The sequence below is a fragment of the Flammeovirga kamogawensis genome, assembly GCF_018736065.1.
GTDB lineage: Bacteria > Bacteroidota > Bacteroidia > Cytophagales > Flammeovirgaceae > Flammeovirga > Flammeovirga kamogawensis.
Window position 1 is genome coordinate 339,698 of sequence record NZ_CP076130.1, and the last position, 19,933, is coordinate 359,630.

13 protein-coding genes are annotated in these 19,933 nt (G+C 32.0%); 11 read left to right on the forward strand and 2 right to left on the reverse strand.

Going from position 1 to position 19,933, the window contains the following annotated elements; genetic code table 11:
- Positions 1 to 211: 211 nt before the first annotated feature.
- The 8 genes from KM029_RS25600 (at position 212) to KM029_RS25635 (ending at position 14,859) form a co-directional block, all read left to right on the forward strand.
- Positions 212 to 1,264, forward strand: a complete 1,053-nt coding sequence (locus KM029_RS25600; protein WP_144077252.1) for an alpha/beta fold hydrolase — start codon at positions 212 to 214, stop codon at positions 1,262 to 1,264.
- Between the two features lie 407 nt (positions 1,265 to 1,671).
- Entirely contained in the window at positions 1,672 to 2,046 is a 375-nt protein-coding gene (locus KM029_RS25605; protein ID WP_144077253.1) for a cupin domain-containing protein, read from the forward strand.
- 100 nt (positions 2,047 to 2,146) lie between these two features.
- Entirely contained in the window at positions 2,147 to 2,911 is a 765-nt protein-coding gene (locus tag KM029_RS25610; protein ID WP_144077254.1) for an SDR family NAD(P)-dependent oxidoreductase, read from the forward strand.
- Positions 2,912 to 3,129: 218 nt separating this feature from the next.
- Positions 3,130 to 4,740, forward strand: a complete 1,611-nt coding sequence (locus tag KM029_RS25615) for a polysaccharide lyase family 7 protein (RefSeq protein WP_144077255.1) — start codon at positions 3,130 to 3,132, stop codon at positions 4,738 to 4,740.
- 243 nt (positions 4,741 to 4,983) lie between these two features.
- Positions 4,984 to 5,742 carry a FadR/GntR family transcriptional regulator gene (locus tag KM029_RS25620; protein ID WP_144077256.1) on the forward strand — a complete coding sequence of 253 codons (759 nt, stop codon included), beginning with the start codon at positions 4,984 to 4,986 and terminating at the stop codon, positions 5,740 to 5,742.
- Positions 5,743 to 6,318: 576 nt separating this feature from the next.
- Positions 6,319 to 9,468: a SusC/RagA family TonB-linked outer membrane protein gene (locus tag KM029_RS25625; RefSeq protein WP_144077257.1), complete on the forward strand. Its 3,150-nt coding sequence runs from the start codon at positions 6,319 to 6,321 to the stop codon at positions 9,466 to 9,468.
- 14 nt (positions 9,469 to 9,482) lie between these two features.
- Positions 9,483 to 10,847: a RagB/SusD family nutrient uptake outer membrane protein gene (locus tag KM029_RS25630; protein WP_144077258.1), complete on the forward strand. Its 1,365-nt coding sequence runs from the start codon at positions 9,483 to 9,485 to the stop codon at positions 10,845 to 10,847.
- Positions 10,848 to 11,022: 175 nt separating this feature from the next.
- Positions 11,023 to 14,859: a fibronectin type III domain-containing protein gene (locus tag KM029_RS25635; protein ID WP_144077259.1), complete on the forward strand. Its 3,837-nt coding sequence runs from the start codon at positions 11,023 to 11,025 to the stop codon at positions 14,857 to 14,859.
- Between the two features lie 99 nt (positions 14,860 to 14,958).
- Here KM029_RS25635 and KM029_RS25640 read toward each other — a convergent pair whose 3' ends face one another.
- On the reverse strand, positions 14,959 to 16,479 hold the full coding sequence (locus tag KM029_RS25640; protein WP_144077260.1) for a DUF1254 domain-containing protein: 1,521 nt from the start codon (positions 16,477 to 16,479) through the stop codon (positions 14,959 to 14,961).
- Between the two features lie 150 nt (positions 16,480 to 16,629).
- Here KM029_RS25640 and KM029_RS25645 point away from each other — a divergent pair, with 150 nt between their 5' ends.
- Positions 16,630 to 17,613 (forward strand): helix-turn-helix domain-containing protein, encoded by a 984-nt coding sequence (locus KM029_RS25645; RefSeq protein ID WP_144077261.1) that lies wholly within the window; start codon positions 16,630 to 16,632, stop codon positions 17,611 to 17,613.
- Between the two features lie 497 nt (positions 17,614 to 18,110).
- Here KM029_RS25645 and KM029_RS25650 read toward each other — a convergent pair whose 3' ends face one another.
- Positions 18,111 to 18,674 (reverse strand): TetR/AcrR family transcriptional regulator, encoded by a 564-nt coding sequence (locus KM029_RS25650; RefSeq protein ID WP_144077262.1) that lies wholly within the window; start codon positions 18,672 to 18,674, stop codon positions 18,111 to 18,113.
- A gap of 99 nt (positions 18,675 to 18,773) precedes the next feature.
- Between KM029_RS25650 and KM029_RS25655 the strand changes: the two genes are divergently transcribed.
- Together KM029_RS25655 and ahpC are read left to right on the forward strand one after the other, a co-directional pair.
- Positions 18,774 to 19,211, forward strand: a complete 438-nt coding sequence (locus tag KM029_RS25655; RefSeq protein ID WP_144077263.1) for a GNAT family N-acetyltransferase — start codon at positions 18,774 to 18,776, stop codon at positions 19,209 to 19,211.
- Between the two features lie 149 nt (positions 19,212 to 19,360).
- Positions 19,361 to 19,924 carry an alkyl hydroperoxide reductase subunit C gene (gene ahpC, locus KM029_RS25660; RefSeq protein WP_144077264.1) on the forward strand — a complete coding sequence of 188 codons (564 nt, stop codon included), beginning with the start codon at positions 19,361 to 19,363 and terminating at the stop codon, positions 19,922 to 19,924.
- The last annotated feature ends 9 nt before the right edge of the window (positions 19,925 to 19,933 follow it).

The window sequence follows — 19,933 nt, forward strand, 5'->3', positions numbered from 1 at the left end:
GTTTATATATGATTATCTCTTTAAATTATTTAGTTAAACCAATAAAAAATTATTCATATATGGTATATCAAATAGTATTTTTATTGAACAGCTAACAAACAATTGTTACAATTACTTTCCCAATAAATAAAGAATAGTATCTTTATATATCAAGTTGCATATATAAGGTACCAAATTAGTACCTTTTAGACCTATTCAAATTTATAAATACATGTACTTCGGAAAATATATCAATCAACTGTTTTTACTATTCTGTTTATTCAACTCTTGTAATTCACCTGCCTCATTCAATCATTTACAAAAAGAAGAAAATAAATATAACCTTTCTACAATAGACGAGTTAGAAGATACTTCCTATACAGACAAAATTGAAGAATTTTATAATAAAGGAAGGGAAGGTCGTTTTAATGGAAAAGAACAAGTCGAAATTTATTATAAAACATTCACCCAAGAAAAAAAAGGTAGTCCTGCAATAGTTATTTCTTCTGGTCGAACTGAAGCTGCAATCAAGTATAAAGAATTAATTTTTGATTTATACACAAATGGTTATTCAGTTTATATTTTAGATCATAGAGGACAAGGTTTATCTGGAAGAATGACCGCAGATCCAGATATGGGCTATGTAGACAACTTTCAGTACTATGTAGACGATTTGAAATTTTTCTATGACAGCCTTGTTGTACCAAAAAATCACGAACGTAAATATTTATTGTGTCATTCGATGGGAGGTGCAATTGGGATGACATATTTAGAACAAAATAATAACGACTTTAATGCTGCTGCCTTTTCATCGCCAATGTTAGGTTTACCATTCGGTTCTTGTGGAGGAGCAAAATTACTTGAAAAAGATACCATAGCTTATGCACCAGGAGGGGGGAAATACGCTCCTACACCTTTTAAGGAAAATACTTTAACAGGATCAGCAATAAGATTAGAAAGAATGAATACTGCATTTAAGGAAGTTCCAAAGGCAAGATTAGGAGGAGCAACTTATGAATGGGTATTAAAATCTTGTAATCAGTTTGATATTATTAATAGTAATATTGATAAAATTGAAACACCATTTATTCTGTTCTCTGGAGAAAATGAACAGATAGTAAGTACTAAAGCACATGAAGAATTTATTTCTAGTGCAAAAGGTTTAGGTAAAGTTTGTGAGGGCCATTTAGTAGAAAATGCTCAACATGAATTATTAATTGAAAAAGACACAGAACGTACTGAAACGATAAATAAGACACTCGATTATTTTGAGAAATACCGTTAAATCATCGTAATCAGAATAAAGAAAATGAAACAAAAAAAAGTGTGAAATGCATTTAAAAAGGTAGGTAATCCAGTATTATCTACCTTTTTTTTAAGAAAAAGTCGCTCATTTTAGGAAAATGTAAAATCATTTTCCATATTTGGTCAACCAATCACCAGTTGATTGGTTGACAAGTTAAACAGTTGGCAAGCTATAGTACCAATTGTAAATTAAGCTACATGAATGAGATTAACAATCTCATACTACAATGAAATAGAATTTAACACATGAAATATTAGAAAGTAGTTAAAAATCAATTAAGTAATAAATTTCACCAGAAGTATACTTGTTGTATACGGATGTTGGTTAGGTGTAAATTTATTTCTGATTAAACTACTGGATTAACAAATCGATAAACACTTAAAATAATGGAACAAATTCAATCTAAAGCTTTTTTTGTCTCGTCTGAGAACGAGTGGGAAGAGTTAGGAAATGGTATTTCTCGACAAATTATTGGATATGACAACCAATTAATGGCTGTTAAAGTTAAGTTTGAGAAAGGTGCTGTCGGTTCACCGCACGAGCATTTCCATTCTCAAGTTACTTATGTAGTAGAAGGATCTTTTAAAATGAGAATTGGTGATGAAACTAAGATCATCAATAAAGGAGACGCTTTCTATTGTGAACCTCATGTAGAACATGAAGCATTATGTTTAGAAGACGGTATGCTGATTGATACGTTTGGTCCTGCTCGAATGGACTTTTTAGATGGTTCTAAACCTGCTTATTTAGTAGGTAAATAAGAGGTTTTAAATCGATTTCTATAAAAAAATTGATGTTGAGACTACTTTCGAGTGTTTTAAAAAAAAATACTATTAAACTAAAAATAAACAAAATACAACTATGGTTTTATCGGGTAAGGTAGCAGTAATAACAGGTGGTGTTCGTGATATCGGACGCTCTATTACATTAGCAATGGCAGATGCAGGTGCTAAATTAGTAGTAAATTATTACGCAGATGAAGAAGGTGCAGCAGAAAATGCAGCAGAAACTGTAAGATTAGCAAAAGAGAAAGGTGCAGATATTATTACTGTACCTGGAGATTTAATGAAAGCAAAAGACGTTGAAAACGTTATCGCTCAAAGTGTAGAAGCTTTTGGCGAAAAAGTAGATGTTCTTGTAAACGTGGCAGGCGGAATTATTGGGAGAAAGAAAATAGAAGAGCAAGACGAGGATTGGTACAATTTACTTATGGACTTAAACATGAAAACAGTTTGGTCTATGACAAAAGCAGTACGTCCTTACCTAGGTGAAGGCGGATCTATCGTAAACTTTGCATCTCAAGCAGGTCGTGATGGAGCAGGTGCTGGAGCATCTTTATATGGTGCATCTAAGGCAGCTGTAATGGGCTTTACTAGAGCAATGGCTAAAGAATTAGGAAGTATTGGTGTGCGTTGTAATGCGATTTGTCCAGGTATGATTGCTACAAAATTCCACGATGATCATACGCCTGACCAAGCACGTGTAAATGTAGCTGCAGCAACAGCTTTACGTCGTGAAGGTCGTGCAGAAGAAGTGGCTGATTTAGTAGTATACTTGGCTTCAGAAAAATCATCATTCATGTCTGGTAACAATATAGACATCAATGGTGGATTAGCATTCTCTTAAGTAAAACATCAAGAGATATCGTACTTTTTCTTGCTTTTTTGTTTGAAAGTGTGATGGATAAGTCTATAGTTTCTATTTTGAATAGACAATGTATAGTGAGATAAAATTTTTCGATTTCTTTTGATTTTTTACTTAATAGAATAAGTTATTTATTGTATATATTGCTTCATCACATTTATGTGGTGAAGCTTTCTTTTTAGGCTTTAAGTAAACGAGATATGAAAAACTTAACAACAACATTTTTTTTATTTTTTCTTTGTCTTCAGACTTCTTTTGTCTTTGCTCAAAAACCAGTTATTGTTATTAATAATGGTTTTGAAGACGGATTGAAAAACTGGGAAGTAAAAGGAAAAGTTCAAAAATCTCAGGATGTTTATGCGGGTAAAGGTTCTGCAAAACTAGCTGAGAAAGGAGCTGAAATTTATCAATATGTTCGTGTAGAACCTAAAAAAGACTATGTATTACGTGTTGCTGTAAAAGGTAACGCGAATGTATTTGTAACTGTAAAAGGTAAAAAACAAGAAAAGACAATTACCAATAAGAAGTTTGATATTGTTGAAATTACTTTTAACAGTGGAAAAGCAAAAAACATTTCAATTGGAGCCGAATACAAAGAGGGTGATTCTCGTTTAGATGATTTTTCTATCTCAGCAGTTGTTGAAGAAGCAACAAATGAAAACGAAAATATGAGTCCAATTTTAATTGTAAATAATGGCTTTGAAGATAGATTTAAATATTGGGATATTTCTGGAGAAGTATCACCATCTAACGTAACGAAAAGCGGAGAAAAATCTGCTAAAATGGATGCTAAAGGAGAAATTAAGCAAACCGTTAAAATATACCCTAATCAAGAATACACATTAACCGCAGCTGTAAAAGGAAAAGGACAACTTTTTGCAGTTATTAAAGGAGAAGAATTTACTCAGGATTTTAATACAGAAGAATTTGAAGAGGTATCTCTAAGTTTTACATCGAATGCAAAATCAAAAAATGTAATTATTGGAGGACGCTATACCGAAAAACAAGTTCGTTTTGATGATTTTAAAATCACTAACCTTAATCAAGTAATTGATCCAAATTACCAATATCCTTCTGATGTTATTCCTTCTTTAACAGATTGGAAAATTACATTACCAATAAATGCTTTAGGCGAAGATAATAGAAGAGTACTTAAGGTGGACGAAAGAATAAAAACACCTTTAGAAATTGCAGATCAAGCAATAGTAGGTTTTGAATATAAGCCATATTTTTATGCCAAAAATGGGGAGGTATTTTTTAGAGCTCATTGTGCAGGTGTAACTACAAAAGGATCAAAATATCCAAGGTCTGAACTACGCCAAAGATCTGGACATGGAAATTTATATTGGTCGGTTAACGATCCACAATATTTACAAACTGAACTACGCGTAACACACCTACCACAAATAAAATCTAACGTATGCATTACGCAAATTCATGGTCCAGATGATGAACCATTAAGAGTGCATTATAGTAAGAAAAAGGGTGTTTATATTGTTTGGAATGAAAATAACAAAGACTATGAAAATGCACTTGATTACAACCTTGGTGAACAACTTAGAATTACCGTTAATGTAGACAATGGTTTTATTGCTTGTGAAATTGAGAATCTTGATCAAAAAACAAAGTATAAAAAAATCTGGAAGTCTATGGATAGTACAGGCTATTTTAAAGTTGGTTGTTATACTCAAGCATCAAAATTTCAAAGCCAAATCAAAAGTAGTGGGGTAGACGAACCTTATAAATCTTATGGAGAAGTGGCCGTAAAATCTATAGTTTTAAAAACTACATATACTCCAAAAAATAAGTAAGATTATTTTTTTTAGTGCCATATCATGTCTATCAATCCATTAAAACACCTATTTTAAGCCTTTATTGAGCATTGCAAATAGGAAGATCTTTAAAAATTATATATTTTAGCCATAATTAGCTACTAACATTTATCAGCGTTATTATCACTAACAGCATTAATTGATAAATACTTTAGCTACTATAATATAGTCTAACATATAATTTTTAGAGGTCTTATAAAAAGGTCTTGTTTATTAACTTGTTTGAAATCTGTTACTGGGTTTCAGCATAAAAAATTGAATAAGATGGATATAGAAATGGAAAAAATACTTGTAGAAAAACCCTCAAGTATAATAATAAGAAAACTGAAGGAAATGATTGAATTAGGTGTTTTAAAACCTAATCAAGTATTGCCTCCTGAACGTAAATTGAGTGAGCAATTTGGCGTTGGACGAAGTCATGTCCGTGAAGCATTAAAAAAAATGGAATATTTTGGCATTCTAAAAACTCAACCTCAAAGTGGAACCTTTGTTGTGGGTTTAGGAGCCAAGGCAATAGAAGGTTTAATAGCTAATATCTTAGAAATAGACAATAACGATTTCTTTTCTTTAATAGAAACACGTATTACACTTGAACTAAGAATTGCGGAATTAGCGGCAAAAAGAAGAACAGAATCTGACTTAGTGCTTGTTAAAAATGCATTAGATGCCTACGAACAAGCGGTGAGCGATAATTCTGAAGATATTTCTGAAAAGGATTTCATGTTTCACCTGTCGCTTTGCAGATGTGCTAAAAACTCTACATTAAAGAGTTTAATGATGATTATTACGCCAGATATTCTTTCTCAATTTGATAATAAGAGCGTCTGTTCTAATGATGATCGAAAAAATGCAATTGATGAGCATAATACATTGTATAAAGCAATAGTTGATCAAGATGCAGAAAAAGCGAGAAAAATTATGGAGAATCATTTAAATCCCATATTAACATTCGCAAGAGAGAAATATGATTTAGATTATTAAATCATAGTAATACATTGGCATTGTTTTATCTATAGTAAAGCAATAAAAGCTGTTTTTTTTAAAGTAATAACTCTAAAAGAATAGTTGATTTATACCCCTTTATCAGAATTGTATAATTCTGATAAAGGGTTTCTACTTTTTTTACCTAATTCATTTATACTAGATGCAGTAACTATTGCGTTCTGATTATACTATTATTTAAACTTCTAAATTATTTATATGAATTAAAATTTACTACTTTTTATACTAGGATTACTACTTGACTTTTTATAATCTGACACTTTATACTTCAATTATTCACCTAATAAAATAAGGAAATTTACTTCCATCAATATTTGTCAAACTAAAATATGTTGAAATCTTAAAATTGATTCTTGATTGAATAAATCAATTACACCCTTAAAAAGCATTATTATCCATCTAAAACTTAAAATAATGTTAATTTTTCACATATATTTAATAAAAAATGACAAGTGTCATATTGCCACTTAAAATAAATAGTGTATATTTGGTCAACCAACATCCAATCTAAACATATAAAATGAATGAAATGTACTTCTTTTAAAGAATAAGTAAATGTTAAGATTTATACTGAAATGGCAAAAGCAGCTATTTATTTTTTTAGTAATGATACTTATAAATACTTCAGCCTATGCGCAAGTTCAAGTATCAGGAATAGTAACTTCTAAGTCTGATGAATTTCCGATACCCGGAGTTACAATTCTAGTAAAAGGCACAACTGTTGGAACGGTAACAAACTTTGATGGTAAATATACTATTACTTGTGAACCAAATGATATGCTAGTATTTAGGTATATCGGAATGGAAGAACAATACATCGAGGTAAATAACCAAACAACAATTAACGTTTTAATGGTTGACAAACTAGAACACCTTGATGAGGTAGTTGTAGTTGGTTACGGTACTCAACGTAAATCTCACGTAACGGGTGCAATCTCAAAAGTAAAAAATGAAAAATTAGATCAGTTACCTGTATCTCGTGTAGACGAAGCCTTAATTGGTCAGGTTTCTGGGGTAAACATTCAAATGACGAACCCTCAAGCAGGTTCATCTCCAACAATTCAGGTACGTGGTGTAGGTTCTATCGGAGCTGCCGCATCTCCTGCAGTAGTTGTCGATGGGGTTCTTGTAGATTCAGATTATCTAGCCTCGTTAGATATGAATGATGTGGAATCTATAGAGGTATTAAAGGATGCTTCATCTGCAGCAATCTTTGGTTCTAGAGGTGGTAATGGTGTAATCATGATTACTACAAAATCTGGAGAGCCGGGGGAAACAAAGTTTAGTTTTAATAGTTATTATGGTCGTAAATGGGCTTTAACTAGAGATAACTTCCGTCCAACTGTTGCTCAAACAAAAGCAACTGCAGAAGCTTATAGAGCAGAAATTGAACAAAACTTCCCTGATTACGCAGAAGATGAACAATTAAACTACATCTATAACAAGGCGAACACAACTATTACAAGGTTGGAGCACATGCAGAGAATCACTCCTGGTGAAGAAACTGATTGGCAAGATATTATCTTTCAAGAAGGAAATATTCAATCGTACTCTTTAAGTGCTAACGGTGGTTCTGAGAATACTAATTATCATATCTCTGGTGCCTATCTACAAGATGATGGAGTTTTACTTGCAGATTCTTATTCTAAAATGAATTTACGCTTTAAATTAAAAACAAAGCTGTCTAAGAAATTAGAATTAGGTGTCAATTTTAACCCAACAAGGGAGCAAAAGCAAGTTTTTCCAACTTCAGTGCATGAGTCACTTCGTCAATCGTCTTGGTTACCAATTAAGCACGATGACCACACAATTCAATTTGTAGATAGAGGAAACTTTCCAGATGTAGCTGTAGGAGATTATGCACAAGAATCTCATTTTAACAACTATCCAGATCCGAACGATCCTACTAAGACATTACCGAATTTGAGTGTAACAAATAACTCAAATCCATATGCAAATATTGTAGAGCGTGACCACAAAGAACTTACGCATAGAATTTATGCAAGTGCATATGTGAAATATAAAATCTTAAAAGGGTTAAACTTCCGTTCGTCGCTTGTTACAAACTACCGTAACAGAGCTCGTAATTACTACGATGGAACAAAAGCAACTAGAAATGGTGCTGCTGATGCTCGATTAAGAACAAGAACTTATAATGATTTTGCATGGATAAACGATAACTACTTTACATACAATAAAACCTTTAACGGCAGACACGATTTAAATGCAACTTTAGGTATGTCTTTTGAACAAAGGAATTATAATTTCACAGAAACAATTGGTACAGGTTTTACAAATGATGCCGTACAAACAATGAATGCAGCTTCGACTATTGCTTACGGAGATGAATCTAGAGCGGTAGAAACTTTACATTCTATTTTTGCTCGTGTGAATTATGCTTTTGATGATAAATATCTATTCTCACTTTCAATGCGTACAGATGGTAGTTCTAAATTCGGATCTAATTATAAGTACGGTGTTTTCCCTGCTGCATCTTTTGGATGGAGAATTACAGAAGAAAGCTTTATGGATAATGTAAATTGGATATCAGTATTAAAGCCAAGAATATCTTATGGTATTACGGGTAATAATTCAGGTATTGGATATTACGAAGCATTAGAAAGAATGTCTCCATCAGGAGCAGTAGTAGGAGGTAATGTATCTTCTGGTTATGTACCGTCTAATATTGCACAACCTGATTTACGTTGGGAACAGCAAGTTGAGCTTAACCCAGGTATTGATTATGGATTTTTTGGAAACAGAGTTTTTGGTTCTGTTGAATGGTACCGTCGTACTTCTTCAAACCTATTGTTAAGCCAACAAATACCTTCAATCACAGGTTTTGATCAAAGAACAATTAACTTAGGACAGGTACAAAACCAAGGTTTCGAATTTGAAATGAGTGTGAAACCTATCGTATCATCTAAATTTAATTGGACGTTAACAGCAAACGCATCAACAAATGAAAATAAATTAATTGATTTTGGTGGTGTTGATAGCTTAATAACTATTGTAGATTCAAAAAGACCAGCTAACTGGATTGCTGTAGAAGGACAACCTATTTCATCTTTCTATGGTTACCAAATAGATCGTTCTAAAGGTGATAATGGAAAAGTTCCTTTTGAGTACTTAAACGAAGGTTTCTGGCCAATTGGTGGTAAATCTCAAATGGGTTATGTTAAGGATTTAAATGACGATGGTGTTATTGATGATAAAGATCGTACGATTTTAGGTTCGCCATATCCAACTTTTATTTGGTCTGTTACTAACTCATTCCAAGTAGGACCATTTGATATTATGTTCATGTTCCAAGGTTCTATGGGTGGAAAAACGCTTAATATAGATCCTCAGTACTACGAGTATCAAACAATGCAAGGACAGCGTCCTAATACGCAATTCTTTGATGATATGAGTTTAGTAAAAGAAAGAATTCTAACAGATGACGTTGTTCAGGATGCTTCTTTTATTGCACTTAGAAGTTTAAACATGGGCTTTACATTGCCTGAGCGTTGGATTACTAAAATTGGTTTAAATAAAACACGCCTATATTGTTCTGGTACAAACCTACTTTACATAATGGCTGATGATTATACTTCTTTCAACCCTGAAGGGATAAGAGACGAAGGACCAATTAATTATGGTTATCAAAGAGGAGCTGCTCCAATTCCTCGCTCATTTATTATAGGTATTAACGCTGAATTTTAATCATCACTATTGAAATGAAATCAATTATAAAAATAGTTTTCGCAGTAGTATTATCGAGCTTAGTTGCTTGTAATGACTTTCTGACGGAATATCCGATATCTGAAGTAGGCGTTGACAACTACTTAAAAAATGATGACGAAGTTGAAACTGCAGTTATAGGCATCTATTCTGGCCTACAAGATGTTGTTCAACAAGAATATGCAATTTTAGAGATGAGATCTGACAATGCTGGAACACGTAGTGGTGTAGGTGATTGGGCTCAATTCGAATCTTTTACTTTAATTACAACAAACTCTGTTGTTGCTAATTATTGGAATGCATGTTACAGTACTTTATACAGAACAAATTTAGTTCTTGCTAGTATTGAAAATGTTGTAGACCCTACTAAAAAGCAACAATTTGAAGCTGAAGCTCGCTTTGTTAGAGCTTATATTCACTTTAATTTAGTCCGCCTATTTGGTAGTGTTCCAATTGCAAACAGAAAGGTAGAAGAAGGTGATTTAGAAGGATACAAACAAGTTGAAGCTAGTGAAATTTATACATTAGTAGAAGAAGACTTAAGGTTTGCTACAGAGAATTTACTTTCAAGAGATCAAATTACTTTAGGTAGAGCAAATAAAGAAACAGCAGAAACAATGTTGGCAAAATACTTCTTAAAATTTAAGAACTATGATGAAGCTAAAACATTATTACAAGCTGTTATCGATAGAGGAAACTTCTCTCTAGCAACAAATTATGAAGATATTTTTTATCAAGAATTAGGCAGCGAAATTATTTTCCCTATCTCTTTTATTGATGATAATACTGATAATTCTCAATCTTTCTCTTATTACTTTTTATACGAGCAAGGTTCACACAATTATGCTACTGAAGATATGATAAATCTCTATGAATCTTCGCCTGGTATAGCTGGAGAAGACTATAGATATACAACAAACATTGTCGACCAACGTGGTGAAAGACAAGGTTGTGGTAAATTCTTATCAATATCAAGTAATATTAGATTATCTGGTAACGATTACGTTCACACAAGATATACAGATGTGCTTTTACTTTATGTAGAAGCAGTAATTGGAGATAGTTTCCAAACATCAGATGCTGTTGCATTAAGTTACTTTAATGCAATAAGACAACGTGCTGGGTTAGCAGAAATACAAAATATTACTAGCCCAAGATTAGCAACAGAAAGAAGAAAGGAATTTCTATATGAAAACCAACGTTGGTTTGATTTAGATAGAACTGGGAATCTTGAAGCAACAATTACAAACTTTATGAATAACCAAGGATTAAACTTTGACAAACGCCATTTATTACTACCAATTCCACAAAGAGAAATTGACACAAGTAAGGGGCAACTAGATCAAAACCCTGGTTACTAGAAGTGTAATTAAACAACACACTAGAAAGCAATGCGTTTTTAACGCTTAGATAGAATGGAGTATACAGGAAACTAAACAAATAAATACTTTCCTTTATCGGTTAATTTATAAATAGATTCCCTCCATTCTATCTCCTATCAATACTTAAAAACAACATATTGTAAAAAATTTACACATGAGAAATTTTAACAACATTATAAATTTATGCTTACTTTTTCTTTTAGGAACTGTAAGTGTATATGCTCAACAAACAGATACACCTCATACAGCAGGTAACGAAGGTGTTTATGTATTCCAAGCAACAGAGTATTTTTCTAACAATGCTGGTTCAAATTCTTTTGATGGTGAAGTTTGGGTACAAGGAACTGACGAAGTAGTTGGTGATTACATGTATTTAGAAAACACTTCTTCAGACAACAGAAATGAAACTTCTGCTGAAAGAGGAGATAGTCCATCATTAACTTATAAGATTAATATGGAATCTGCTCAAAAAGGTTTTGTTTGGGCATTAATCAATGAAGGTGCAAAAGATGCTGGTCGTATTTATGTAAATATGAATGACTTAGATTTAGATAAGCGTGCTGCAAATTCTTATGGTAGTGCTGCTAAATCTCGAATTTCTGATGAAATGAAAGGCCAGTGGCAATGGATTCTGCTTAATAATCAAGCAAATGAAAAAATCGTTCTAAGTGGAGATAATACTATCGAATTTTTTAAAGCAAGACCAGATATCAAAATTGCAAAAATTGCTTTTACTCCTATACAAGAGCTTAATATGATTATTAATGCTCCTATGTTAACTGTTACAGAAAATGATGGTACAAACCTTACTATAACAATAGGAGATCCGTCATTAACAGGAGAATTATACGACTTTGAAGAAGTTATCTACGATCCAAAAAATTATTTTTATAGAGTTCAAGTAGGTGGGGAGTTAATCAATGATGCTGCTACTGAAAATACAATTGTAATACCTTTAGCAGATTTAACATCAGATGTTGATGTTGAGGTACAAGTTGGTCATCAATTCAGAAAGAATAGCGAGGAAAATTTAGATAACTACTCTTTAACTACTACGTTAACTGTAAATGCTACTTCTCAACCTGAAGAAGATGGTAGTTTAGAACCAACAACAGATCCGCACTTAGCGGATGGAAATGGTATTTATATGTTCTCTGCTACAGAATTTGCAGAAAATAAAGAAGGTTCAGCATTTGGAGCTCAAGATTTCTCTGGAGAAAAATGGGTAAAAGGTACTGATGAAGTAATTGGAGATTACATGTATTTAGAAAATACTACTTCAGACAATAGAAATGAAACTTCGTCTGAAAGAGCTGCTTCTCCTTCTTTAGTTTATAAGATAAATATGGAGTCTGCAAAAACAGGTTTTGTATGGGCTTTAATAAATGAAGGTTCAAAAGATGCTGGTCGTATTTATGTTAACATGAATGATCTAGATTTAGATAAACGTAAAGTAGATTCTTACGGTAGTGCTGCTAGATCTAGAATTTCAGATCATATGAAAGGAGAATGGCAGTGGATTTTGCTTAATAATCAAGCAAATGATAATGTTGTTATTAAAGGTGACAATACATTAGAGATTTTTAAAGCAAGACCTAATATTAAGATAGCTAAAATTGCATTTACACCTCAGCAGGATATCAATTTAATAATTGATACAAAAATGCCTAGTGTTACTGATAATGATGGCACAAACTTAACTATCGGTTGGGATGAGCCTACTTTAACGGGTGATCTTTACGATAAAAATGATGCAGTTTTTGCAACAAAAACATACTACTATAGAGTAAAATTAGGTGAAGAAGTTATAGGTGATGATATTACTACAAGAACAATTCAAATTCCTCTAACAAATTTAACAGAAGCTAAAATTGTTACTGTGGAAGTTGGGCATGAATTTAAGAAAAACAGTTCTGGAACTCACCCAACATATTCTATTCCAGGAGAAATTTCTGTAGATGCTACTTCTATGCCTTCCGAAGGTGAAGATAACGAAGCACCAACAAAACCTTCAGACCTTGCTTCTTCTAATATTACTCAAAATTCAATCACTTTATCTTGGACTACAGCAACAGACAATATTGGTGTTGTAGGTTATAAAATTAAGCAAGACGGAGGAGAGTTGTCAAGTAGAATTACAGACGGAACAAGTACTACAATTTCTGGATTACAGCCTGAAACTGAATATTCATTTTCTGTGATTGCTTATGATGCTGCTGGAAATGATTCTGAAATGTCAGATGTTCATACAGTTTCTACAATAGCAGTACCGACTAACCCTGACGGTGAATACCAAGATTTTATTCATCAAGCAGACGGTGAAGGAGTGTACCAATTCGATGCTGTTGAGTTTGCTTCAAACTTACCTGGTAGTGACGCTTTTGATGGCCAAAAGTGGTTAGTAGGTACAGACGAAGTTGTTGGTAAATACTTGTATTTAGAGAATACAGATACAACAACTAATGTCAATAAAGTATCTGCAGACAGAATGAAGTCTCCTTCTTTATCATATAAAATTAGTATGCCTGAAGTACAAACAGGATTCATCTGGGCTTTAATTAATCAAGGTGAAAAGAATGGTGGTAAAATTTATGGTAGCGTAAACGGTATTGATGTTGATAAAAGAAAGAGTGGTGAATACGGTGCTGCTTTTGGCTCTAGAATTTCTGGTGATTTAGTTGGTAAATGGCAATGGGTTTTAGTTGGCTATCAGATTAGAAATAAAGATGCTACAATGCTAAAAGAAGGCATAAACGAAATTGCATTCTTTATGGGGTATCCAAATATTAAAATTGCAAAAGTGATTTATGCTCCAAGACAGGAAATTTTACCAATTATCAATGCTCCTAAAATCAGAATTCAAGCAAACGACGAAACTACTGTAACAGTATCTTGGGAAGAGCCAGTGCTGACAGGAGAGCTTTATAATAAAATTCCTGAGATTATAAATCCAAAAGATTACACGTTTAGAGTGAAATTAGAAGGTCGAGATGAGGTAGATATAAAAGAAAGACAGTATGTAATTGATAAAAATTTTTTAAAAGGTGGAAAAACGTTTACCGTGGAGATTGGTCATCAGTTTAGAAAAAGTAGTAATGAAAATGCTTTATTCTTCTCTTTACCAGCTTCAATCCCAGTAACAGAAGATAGTCAACCAGATTTTGAAGCACCAACTACTCCTACAGATTTAACTTCTATAGATACACAAGGAACAAATGTTGCTTTAAGTTGGACTGCTTCTACGGATAACATTGGTGTAGTTGGTTATTATATTTTCCAAGATGGTATTAAGATCCAAGAAGTTCAATCTACTTCTTATAAAGTTTCTGGTTTAACTCCATCAACAAATTATACTTTCGAAGTACAAGCGTATGATTTAACTGGTAATTTATCAGAAAAATCTACACCACTAGTACTTACAACTAATGCTGAAGACGAAGTAATTGGCGACCGTCCAAATATTGTTTCAGAATTATCAGCATCTCAAATAACAGCAAATTCATTTACAGTAAGTTGGAAACCATCAAACTCTTTAAATGGAATAAATGCTTATTATATATTCTTAAAAGTATCGGGTTCTGATAATGACTTTAAAATGGTTGCAGAATTGAATGGAGAAACATTCTCTTTTAATCTTACAAACCTTGAAATTGGAACATCATACGATGTTATGATAAGAGCTGAAGACGGTGAAGGTTTCTTATCAGAAGAATCTAGCGTTTTAACTCAGTTAACATTAGATGCACCACTTTCTGTGGATACAAACTCAACAGTGAAATTAATTCAAAGTGTATATCCTAATCCAAGTATTAATGATATAAATATTGAATTTTCAACTGAAGTAACTTATCAAGTTTATGATCTTACAGGGTATACTGTAGTAGAAGGTTCTGCTAGAAACCTTAAGATTAACCTTGTATCAGGTACTTATATTTTAGTTGCTATTGATAAAAATGGCAATAAAGAAGTCACTAAATTAATGTGCTTCTAAGCAATTGAATACTGCAGACTGACAAACAAAAGCGTCACCTTATTCCAATTACTAATGAACTGGAAAAAGGTGACGCTTTTTTAAATAACGCAGATAAACTTATTTTGTCAATTGATTACTGTCAACAACCTCCCAATCTGATAATTGAAATGATTTATCGAAAAAAGCTTGTTTTGGAGCATATAACCTGAAATAAATAAACCACCCATCATTACCTACAGTTTTAAGGTAATTAGAAGATTTGACTCCTTTGGGTTTCTTATTTCCAATATAAACATCAATAGAACCATCTTTATTTACAGTAAGGTCTGTTCTTCTTGAGTTAATTCCTATATCCTCAATTTCATTTCCACCGTTATCGTATGGACGTCGAGTATTTTCTGAATACAATGTAACCGACCAAAATTGTTCTACAGGAACATCTGCTGGAATATTTAATTTATAAGTTTTATCTGCTCTTAATAAATCTCCATTTTCATCTCTTTTAGTAGTCATATACACCTGCCCAAAACCAGGAGTAGGGTTTACCATTCCTTTTGTAGAAGATACTGCCTCGTAAAACCATACTGCTCTTTCATCTAAGTAAACCATTGTTTCGTTCTTCTGTTCAATTGTAAAATCAAATGATTTATACCAATTTGTGTTTTCCCAATATGGTGTTGAAAATCTAGGGTTTGTTTGTAAATTTCTAACCATTAATTCACCCATATTGTGAGCTTCTAACAATATTTTTTCTTGCCTAGGAGTAGGAGCAAAAGGTTTTCCTATTTCAAGTCCAAGTGGTTTTAACATAGCAATCCAAGCTTTATCTTCTTCTCTAACAGGTTCTTCGTTAATAATTTGATGAAGTAATGCCCAAAATTCAATTCCTCTTGGAGAAGTACCTGACCATTCTTTGTCTTTTCCTTCAATAAAATTCGCTTCTTTTAAAGGTTCTTCGACTTTCCCTAATCTTAAATTCTTTTTAAAACTTTCGACTGCATTTTTCTCCTCACTAAGTATTCTGAGGCCAATAAAAAAATTATTCGTTTCCGATTGATATATAAAATCAGCTTGTCCTTTATATTTTGAAGGGTTATCGTTTGGTCCTACAATAATATAACTACCGCCTTTCCCTTTATCTGGACCCGTTAATCCTAAATCTACAATCGGTCTTTGCCATAAATCTAGAAATGCACCTGCTGTCATCCCTTTAGGGTAATCTACTTTTACAGCTCCATCCTGAAGGTTGGAAAAAGTGAAAATATAAGGAGTAGTTAAATTACCTGTTACTACACCTCTTTTTTCATTTAAAGATTGTAACACTACAAAATTTTCTAAACCAGCAGCATCAAAAGCAGCATCTTCATTAATTCCCCAAGATCTCATAGAAACAATAGGAGTAGCCCAAATATATGCTTGAGATCCACGTTGAAAATCCATTGCGTCAAAGATTTCTTCAGCACCTTCGGTGATATAATTATTATCAAGCGACACGTTAGAATATGGTGTTTCTATTAGCTCATTACCTATTAATGATGCGTCTGATAAGGTTAAAACATTTTGAGCATTGACTATCCTTGTTGAACCCAAAAATGTTAACCCAATTGCAAATTGCTTAATAAGTGTACTTGTTTTCATTTTATCATGTATTAAATTGAACATACTTATTAAAACGGGGTGGAACGAATAAAATTTACGCTTCGAGTTCTCGCTTTTACGTTTTTGGTTCATTCTTAAAATTCCTGTAAATTCTAGTAGTAATTTGAGTTAGGTAAAAATTAAAGAGCTTTGAATAAATACAAAATGATAAATGGGTCTGGGTTAGAAGTAATAGAAAAACTTCAATCCATATTCGGTGGTACTTTTAAAAATGATGTGTATGAAACAGATACTACAGAAGTATACCTTAAGTATGAATATTTTTGTCCTTTTGATGGTGTAGAAATCATGATTCACCACGTGAAATATAAAAAAGATATGTATATGGAGACGTATACGCCTGATACCAATGAGAAAAATATCTATTTTCAATTTGAATATATAGGCAATAACATTCCGAATACTTTTACAAATGATACAGACAGAGATAATGCTAAAATGATGTCTATAATGAGTTCAAAAATACCATTATCATTTGTTGCTCAAAAAGGAAATGAAGTAAAATGGATGACAGTAAGAGTACCTTATGATTACTATCATAATAAAATGAAACACCTAGAAGAGTACATAGGCAAAGCATTTGATAAAGACAGTAATTGGGTACTTTATGATATTGCTCCAATGGCTATTAGTATTAATATCAAGAAGTTATTTGATAGAGATAAGAATCTTTCTACACCTTTACTTACTTCTTTATTTGTGTGTAGTGCTATAGAAAATGTAGCAATTTTTCTAGATAGAATTATTAAAAGAGACCCACTATCTGGTAGTGCAATAAATATGCACAGTGATGATATTGAAAGGATTCAAAATATAAAAAATGAATTAACGAACCTTTATCAAAAGACACCTTCCTTAAATGATTTAGCGGATAAATATGGTGTATCAATATCTAAATTGAAAAGAGATTTTAATGCTGTATTTGGCACCTCTCTTCATAAATTTCATGCAGATTATAAATTAGAAATGGCTTACAATATGCTTATTACAAAGCAGAGTTCTATTACAGATGTTAGTAGACATTTTGGGTATTCAACAATCTCTCGTTTTTCTGAATCATTCAAACAAAAATATGGTGTTACTCCAAAACAGATAGCTAGTAAATTCCAGTAATGATTATCCTTTTTTTGAATTGATTTTAATCATAAAAAACAGTTCTATATCATGTTATAATTGTGCGAACAACAATTGTTGAGTATTGTATTTTTAGTATTACGTTAATTAATACTTATTTTTGATAGCTTAATTTTATTAATACTTCCGTTGTAATATTCTAATGATGAGCAACTTACTGTATATAAATATTCTAATAAGAAGTAATATCGTTAAGGTATCTAGGTAAATTTTTCGTATATTAAAAGTATAAATAACAATTTATAAGTGGATTGACAATCAACTTATTATAAGGTGTATATTAACTGAACTTGTATTTTAACTAAATAAATCATGAAAAATAACAGTCAAATTTTGGCCGGTATCATCGCAACTTTAGCCTTTGGTATTCCAACACTTTACGCTTTAGCAGTTTGTATTGCACAATAATACAAAACTGTCCTATTATCAAGATGACAGATATTTTAGGTTGGATTCAATTATGAATTCAACCTTTTTCATTCCACCATTTTCCAAAGTAAATCAAAGGTCTTATCAATAATATCAGTAATTTCTGTAGCTGTTAAATCATGCGATTCTATAAACCTACAAACACCAAAAAGGTTACTTCCAATTAATGTATAAATCAGGTCAGGAGGGTACTGGCTTAATGAATTCTCTCCAATTGCTTCTTTTATTAAAGAAAAATGTGGAGTTAGATCCTGAGAAAACTCTTCTTTACTTATCATTTTGTTAAAAGGAGAATAGTAAAACTGTCTAAGATATTTATACTTATTTGGGTGTTCTATTGCCCAATATATTCCTACTGTAAATTGCTGTTTTACATTTTCCTTAATTGATTTATTCTTGTCTTCAGCATTAATAATTAAGGTGGTAATTTCTGTTCTGATAGATTGATATACTCCTAAAACTAAATCATCTTTTGTTTTAAAATTATTAAATAATGTACCATTTGATACACCTGCTAATACTGCAATTTTTCCTGTAGGTGCACTAAAGCCATTTGATACAAACTGTTCTAATGCAGCATTAATTATAAGGTTTTTCTTATCGTTACTCATTATATTGATTGATTAGTCACTCTATAATTTCGAAAAATTATTTCCCAATACAAATATTTTCTCCATATTTAACAAAGCACTAAAAATTACTATTATAGAATGCGATTTATATACATAACCACAAAAGATAAGTTCTATCAAGCAGCAGTAGATTTAAGAATTGCTACTTTCTTTAAAGAATTTGATAAACCTGAAATTCTAATTAATGATGTTTATGAGAATGATAGTTTCCATATTGTGTGCTTAGATAAACATGATGTAGTTATTGGTACTGGTAGGCTTAATATTGAAGAAGACAAGGGAATTATTTCTCAAATGGCTGTTTCAAAAGAGTATCAAAATCATGGTATAGGAAGAAAAATTATTGAAATGATGATTGAGAAATGCCAAAAAAGTAATACTCAAACAATTGTACTTAACGCTAGGGAGGATGCTATAGAGTTTTATCAAAAATTTGGGTTTCATAAATTTGGTGAACCTTTTGCCTCAAAAAAAACAGGAGTACTACACAGAGTAATGAAAAAGGTGGTTTATTAAATATACTAGTGATTACCATTTTTCTCATTAGAGATACAATTATAAATTTTATCAATAGTATTATAGAAAAAATCAATTTTACAAATAGTGAAATCTATAGTAAGTTTGTATCACAATAAATCGAAAGAGCAATTAAACTTAATATAGATATGTCACAAATAGGAAAACAAGTAGTAGATTTTAAAGTACAATCATTTGCAAACAATGCATTCGAAACTGTTTCTAAAGCAGACGTTTTAGGAAAATGGTCTATCTTCTTCTTTTACCCAGCTGACTTCACTTTTGTTTGTCCAACAGAATTAGAAGACTTAGCTAACCTTTACGAAGATTTTAAAGCAACTGGAACAGAAATTTATTCGGTTTCTACAGATACTCACTTTGTTCATAAAGCGTGGCATGACACTTCTGAAACAATCAAAAAAATCAATTACCCAATGTTAGCAGACCCAACAGGTGTGTTATCAAGAGGTTTTGATGTAATGATTGAAGAAGACGGTATGGCTGAAAGAGGTACATTTATTGTAAATCCTGAAGGTGAAATCGTATCTTACGAAGTTGTAGCTGGTAACGTTGGTAGAAATGCTGAAGAGTTACTAAGAAAATTAAAAGCTTTACAATTTGTTGCTGCTAACCCTGCAGAGGTATGCCCAGCAAAATGGAAAGAAGGAAACGAAACATTGAAGCCTAGCATTGATTTAGTAGGCTTAATCTAGAAATAAATA

What these genes read in the sequence shown, in the direction of transcription:
- KM029_RS25600 (WP_144077252.1), top strand. Translation starts at nt 212, where the DNA reads ATGTACTTCGGAAAATATATCAATCAACTGTTTTTACTATTCTGTTTA.
- KM029_RS25605 (WP_144077253.1), top strand. Translation starts at nt 1,672, where the DNA reads ATGGAACAAATTCAATCTAAAGCTTTTTTTGTCTCGTCTGAGAACGAG.
- KM029_RS25610 (WP_144077254.1), top strand. Translation starts at nt 2,147, where the DNA reads ATGGTTTTATCGGGTAAGGTAGCAGTAATAACAGGTGGTGTTCGTGAT.
- KM029_RS25615 (WP_144077255.1), top strand. Translation starts at nt 3,130, where the DNA reads ATGAAAAACTTAACAACAACATTTTTTTTATTTTTTCTTTGTCTTCAG.
- KM029_RS25625 (WP_144077257.1), top strand. Translation starts at nt 6,319, where the DNA reads ATGTTAAGATTTATACTGAAATGGCAAAAGCAGCTATTTATTTTTTTA.
- KM029_RS25630 (WP_144077258.1), top strand. Translation starts at nt 9,483, where the DNA reads ATGAAATCAATTATAAAAATAGTTTTCGCAGTAGTATTATCGAGCTTA.
- KM029_RS25635 (WP_144077259.1), top strand. Translation starts at nt 11,023, where the DNA reads ATGAGAAATTTTAACAACATTATAAATTTATGCTTACTTTTTCTTTTA.
- KM029_RS25640 (WP_144077260.1), bottom strand. Translation starts at nt 16,479, where the DNA reads ATGAAAACAAGTACACTTATTAAGCAATTTGCAATTGGGTTAACATTT.
- KM029_RS25650 (WP_144077262.1), bottom strand. Translation starts at nt 18,674, where the DNA reads ATGAGTAACGATAAGAAAAACCTTATAATTAATGCTGCATTAGAACAG.
- KM029_RS25655 (WP_144077263.1), top strand. Translation starts at nt 18,774, where the DNA reads ATGCGATTTATATACATAACCACAAAAGATAAGTTCTATCAAGCAGCA.
- ahpC (WP_144077264.1), top strand. Translation starts at nt 19,361, where the DNA reads ATGTCACAAATAGGAAAACAAGTAGTAGATTTTAAAGTACAATCATTT.